This is a genomic window from Burkholderia sp. 3C (assembly GCF_054589155.1).
Genome location: NZ_BAAILN010000154.1, coordinates 30,062 through 35,738 on the forward strand (window position 1 = coordinate 30,062; position 5,677 = coordinate 35,738).

Below are 5,677 nucleotides of genomic sequence, written 5' to 3' on the forward strand. Positions count from 1 at the left end.
AGAACTGACCATGTCGGCGCACACCCCCACTTCCGCCGCGGCGCTTGCCGCGGCCCCGTCCGAGAGCGCGAGCCGCGCGCAACGCTATACCCAGTTGCTGCTGCTGGTGGCCGCCGCCGGTGCGATCTACCCGATGCTGTACCTGCGGCAGGTGTACCAGCCGACGATGCTCACGTTCTTCCATATCGACGACGTGCAGCTCGGCCTGCTCTATTCCTCGCTCGGCACGCTGTTCCTGATCAGCTACCTGCCGAGCGGCTGGCTGGCCGACCGCATCTCGCCGCGCTACCTGATCTGCTTCTCGTTGATCGGCACCGGCGCGCTGGGTTTCGTCTACGCCACCGCGCCGGCCTTCACGACGCTGATGATGGTGTTCGGCGGCTGGGGCATCACCACCGGCCTGACGTTCTGGGCGGCGGTGATCAAGCGCGTCAACATGATCGCGGGCGCCAGCGAGCAGGGCCGCTTCTTCGGCCTGCTCGACGGCGGCCGCGGGCTGGTGGAGGCGCTGCTCGCCACCATCGCGATCTCGATCTTCGCGTACGTCACGCGCCATCACGACGGCACCGACGCGAGCGGCTTCAAGCTGGTCGTGCACATGTATGCGGTGATCTGCATCGTGCTGGGCGTGGCGATCGGCTTCGTGCGCGATCCGCGCTCGGCGCAGGCATCCGGCGGCGCCACGGCCCGCCCGGGCGCGCTGCTGGCCGACCTGCGCACGCTGGCCTCGAACCCGTCGCTGTGGCTGGTCGCGGCGATCGTGTTCTGCGGCTACCAGGTGTTCTGGGCCACCTACAGCTTCTCGGCCTACCTGCATGAAGGCGGCTTCGGCCTGAGCACCACGGCGGCCGGCTTCATCACCACGCTCAAGCTCTGGATGCGCCCGGTGGGCGGCATCGGCGGCGGCTACCTCGGCGACCGCCTGTCGCGCGTCTCGGTGCTGGCCGGCGCGCTGGTGCTGGCCGCGCTGTCGCTGGTCGGCCTCGCCACGGTGCCGGCGGCCACGCCGCAATTGCTGCTGGTGGTGCTGGTGCTGTTCATCGGCATCCTGACTTACGCGGTGCGCGGCCTGTACTGGTCGCTGCTCGACGACTGCCGCGTGCCGGCCCACTGCTCGGGCCTCGCGATCGGCCTGATCTCGGTGCTCGGCTACTCGCCGGACGTGTTCGTCCCGCTCATCAACGGTTACGCGACCCAGAACTTCCCGGGCGCCACCGGCTATCAGCTCTACTTCGGCTATATCGCCGCCGTGGCCCTCGTGGGTGCGGGCGCGGCGGTGATGCTCAAGCGCCGTCTCTCTGCTCAGAAGGAATCCTGATGAAAATCGTCTCACTCGAAACGTTCAGCGTGGCGGTCCCCCCGCCGCACGTCGGCGGCATGTACTGGCTGTTCGTCAAGCTCAAGACCGACGACGGCATCGAAGGCGTCGGCGAGATCTACGCGGCCACCTTCCATCCCGACGTGATGATCCCCGCGATCCGCGACGTCTTCGAGCGCCATCTGCTCGATCACGATCCGCACCATGTGGAGCGCTTCTTCCGCGCCTGCTATTCGAGCGGCTTCACGCAGCGCCCCGACCTGACCATGATGGGGATCGCGAGCGGCCTGGAGATGGCGTGCTGGGACATCATCGGCAAGGCCGCCGGCAAGCCGGTGTATGAACTGCTCGGCGGCAAGATCCACGAACGGCTGCGTTCGTACACCTATCTGTATCCGACGAACGCGCAGGGCGAGTACGACTACGACGACCCCGATCTCGCCGCCGAATGCGCGGCCGAGAACGTCAAGCGCGGCTTCACGGCCGTCAAGTTCGATCCGGCCGGCCCGTACACGGCGTATTCGGGCCACCAGCTCTCGCTGGCGGTGCTCGATCGCTGCGAAACGTTCTGCCGGAAGATCCGCGAGGCGGTGGGCAGCAAGGCCGACCTGCTGTTCGGCACGCACGGCCAGATGGTGCCGTCGTCGGCGATCCGGCTCGCGCAGCGGCTGGAGAAATACGATCCGCTGTGGTTCGAGGAGCCGGTGCCGCCGGGCCAGGAAGAGGCGATCGCCGAAGTGGCGCGTCACACCTCGATTCCGATCGCCACCGGCGAGCGCCTGACCACCAAGTACGAATTCCACAAGCTGCTGCAGGCCGGCGGCGCGTCGATCCTGCAAATGAACGTGGGGCGCGTGGGCGGCCTGCTCGAAGCGAAGAAGATCGCGACGCTGGCCGAAGTGCATTACGCGCAGATCGCGCCGCATCTGTACAACGGCCCGGTCGGCGCGGCCGCGAGCATCCAGCTCGCCGCCTGCACGCCGAATTTCCTGATCCAGGAAAGCATCATGACCTGGGGCGGCTTCCATTCGGAGGTCGTCAAGACGCCGATCCGCTGGGAAGACGGCTACATCATCCCGTCGAACGAGCCGGGCCTCGGCATCGAGCTGAACATGGACGTGGTGCGCGCGCATACGCCGTACACGGGCAAGCGCCTGCATCTGCAGATGGCTGCCCAACCCGCCGACGTCAACGATTACTCGCCGGCCAAGGGCTGAAGCCCGCCGCGCGCAGAAGCAGGAAGCAAGACATGGAATACGACTACATCATCGTCGGGTCCGGCTCGGCCGGTTCGATCCTCGCCGACCGGCTCAGCGCCGACGGCCGCCACACGGTGCTCGTGCTCGAGGCCGGCCCGCGCGATGCTTCGCCCTGGTTCAAGGTGCCGGTGGGTTTCACCAAGACCTACTACAACCGCAAGTACAACTACATGTACTACAGCGAACCCGAGCCGGCGCTGGGCGGGCGCGAGCTGTATTGCCCGCGCGGCAAGGTGGTGGGCGGCTCGGGCGCGATCAACGCGCTGGTCTACGTGCGCGGCCAGCGCATCGACTACGACGACTGGGCCAAGGCCAGCGGCGACAGCGGCTGGTCCTACGACAGCGTGATGCCCTACTTCCGCCGCCTCGAAACGCACCCGCTCGGCGCCAGCGCGCCGCAATGGCACGGCAGCGAAGGCAAGATCCACATCACGCCGATGACGGACGACGTGCACCCGATCGTCCACCAGTTCCTGGCCGGCTGCCGCGAACTGGGCATGCCGAGCACGGCCGACATGAACGGCGCGCACTTCGAGGGCGCCGGCATCTACGAACTGAACACCCGACGCGGCGAGCGCTGTTCGGCCGGCGTGGCCTACCTGCATCCGGCGCTGTCGCGCCCGAACCTGACCTTGGTCAGCGAAGCGCTGGCGCGCCGCGTCAGCTTCGACGGCAAGCGCGCGACCGGCGTGGCGTACGCGCACGAAGGCCGCGAGCAGCACGCCGTGGCACGCCGCGAGGTGATCCTCTGCGCCGGCGCGGTGGATACGCCGAAGCTGCTGCAACTGTCGGGCGTGGGCGATCCGGTAAGGCTCGCCAAGCACGGCATTCCGGTGGTGCACGCACTGCCGGCGGTCGGCCGGAACCTGCAGGACCACCTGTGCGTGAGCTTCTACTTCAAGGCCAACCGGCCGACGCTCAACGACGAGATGGGCACGCTGTTCGGCAAGATGAAGATCGGCCTGCGCTACCTGCTGCAAAAGCGCGGCCCGCTCGCGATGAGCGTGAACCAGGCCGGCGGCTTCTTCCGTGGCGACGGCGGCGAGAGCGAGCCGAACCTCCAGCTCTATTTCAATCCGCTGTCCTACCGGATTCCGAAGAGCAACCGCGCCAGCATCAAGCCCGAACCGTATTCAGGGTTCCTGATCGCCTTCAACCCGTGTCGCCCGACCAGCCGTGGCTCGATCGAACTGGCCTCGGGCCGCGCCGAGGATGCCGCGAAGATCCGCATCAACGCGCTCGATACCGAGAAGGACCTGGCCGAAGCCGTGCAGGGCAGCAAGCTGATCCGCAAGCTGATGATGGCGCCGTCGCTGCGCGCGATGACGATCGAGGAGATCTCGCCCGGCCCGGCCGTGCAGAGCGACGAGGATTTCCTTCAGTACTTCCGCGAGCAATCCGGTTCGATCTACCACCTGTGCGGCTCGTGCACGATGGGCCCGGACCCGGCCACCGCCGTGGTGGACGCCCGCCTCAAGGTGCACGGCCTCGCGGGGCTGCGCGTGGTGGACGCCTCGGTGTTCCCGAACATCACCTCGGGCAACATCAACGCGCCCACCATGATGGTCGCCGAGAAAGGCGCGGACCTGATCCTCGACGACGCCCGCGCGGCGCCCGCCGCGCAAGCCGCATCGGGCACGGCCAGCCCCCGCGCCACCGCGATGGCCGGCTGACACCCCGCTTCAACGTTTTTCCCGCCCGCCCCCAGGAGACACCCGTGCACGCCGCGATCGCGGCGCGCACGGCAGCGGGCGACCGATTGCCGGCACGCGGCCTCGCCCGCCGTGCGCCGGCCTGACCGCGGGCACCGGTTCCATTGCCGGCGCCCGCATCACACCCCGGCCCGGGCTTCCCGGCCCTTATCGAACGACAACAGACAAAACGATTCGGAGATCCAAATGAAAAAGCGCATCGCGGCACTCGCCGTCATGGCGGCCGTCGCCACCCCGGCATTCGCGCAGAGCAGCGTCACGCTGTACGGCGTGATCGACGAGGGGCTCAACTACACCAACAACATCGGCGGCAAGGGCGGCGCGCTCGAAATGGCCAGCGGCTATGCGCAGGGCAGCCGCTGGGGGCTGAGGGGCAACGAGGATCTGGGCGGCGGGCTGTCGGCCGTGTTCCAGCTCGAAAACGGCTTCGACGCCAGCTCGGGCAAGGCGCAGGAAGGCGGCCGCATGTTCGGCCGGCAAGCCTACGTGGGCCTGCAGGACAAGCGCCTCGGCACGGTGACGCTCGGCCGCCAGTACGATTCGGTGGTCGACTACTTCGCGCCGACCACGGCCAACGGCAACTGGGCCGGCTACCTGTTCTCGCACCCGTACGACAACGACAACACCGACAACTCGTTCCGCCTCGACAACGCCGTCAAGTACGCCAGCCCCGACTTCAACGGCCTGCGCTTCGGCGGCGCGTACGCGTTCAGCAACGACACCGGCTTCGCGAACGACCGCACCTGGAGCGTCGGCGCGCAATACACGCGCGGCGGCCTGCTGGTGGCGGCGGCCTATTTGCAGGCGAACCATCCGGGCGCGACGGCGGCCGGCGCGATCGCCAGCAACGACGCGAGCTTCCTGGCCGAGCGCATGCGCATCTTCGGGGTGGGCGTGAACTACACGTTCGGCATCGCCACCGTGGGTTTCGCGTACTCGAACACGAACTACAAGAACCCCACCGGCAACATCTATCTGGGCTCGCCGGCCGCGATCGTCGCGCCGGGCACCACGCTCAACGCGCTGAAATACCAGAACTTCGAACTGAACGGCATGCTGCAACTGAGCCAGTCATTCTTCGTCGGCGCGGAATACGTGCTGTCGCTCGAAAAATACGATTCGTCCGCGCAGAACGTCAGCCCGAAGATCCACACGATCGGGCTGATGGCCGACTACAACCTGTCGAAGCGCACCGACATCTACCTGCAAGGCGCGCTGTCGAAGGTCACGGGCAACCGCACGAACTCGATCCTCGATTCGGGCTTCGTGCTCGGCACCGACGGCCCTGCGTCGACGTCGAACCAGGTGGCCGTGCGGCTCGCGCTGCGTCACAAGTTCTGACGCGGCCCGCGCCCGCGCCCGCGCGACGCCCGAGCCGGGCGGCGCGG

The 5,677-nt window shown here is 67.8% G+C and carries 4 protein-coding genes; all 4 read left to right on the forward strand.

All coding sequences use genetic code 11. The annotated features are described in order from the left end of the window. The first annotated feature begins 10 nt into the window (after positions 1-10). The 4 genes from ACYP33_RS32320 to ACYP33_RS32335 all read left to right on the forward strand — a co-directional run bounded on the left by ACYP33_RS32320 (position 11) and on the right by ACYP33_RS32335 (position 5,630). Positions 11-1,318, forward strand: a complete 1,308-nt coding sequence (locus ACYP33_RS32320; protein WP_459625296.1) for an MFS transporter — start codon at positions 11-13, stop codon at positions 1,316-1,318. Continuing rightward, positions 1,318-2,535, forward strand: a complete 1,218-nt coding sequence (locus tag ACYP33_RS32325) for a mandelate racemase/muconate lactonizing enzyme family protein (RefSeq protein ID WP_459625250.1) — start codon at positions 1,318-1,320, stop codon at positions 2,533-2,535. The genes ACYP33_RS32320 and ACYP33_RS32325 overlap by 1 nt, the downstream gene beginning before the upstream one ends. Before the next feature lie 32 nt (positions 2,536-2,567). Further along, positions 2,568-4,250, forward strand: a complete 1,683-nt coding sequence (locus tag ACYP33_RS32330; protein ID WP_459625251.1) for a GMC family oxidoreductase — start codon at positions 2,568-2,570, stop codon at positions 4,248-4,250. A 225-nt stretch (positions 4,251-4,475) separates the two neighbouring features. Then, a complete protein-coding gene (locus tag ACYP33_RS32335) occupies positions 4,476-5,630 on the forward strand; it encodes a porin (protein ID WP_414441023.1) in 1,155 nt (384 codons plus the stop codon). The last annotated feature ends 47 nt before the right edge of the window (positions 5,631-5,677 follow it).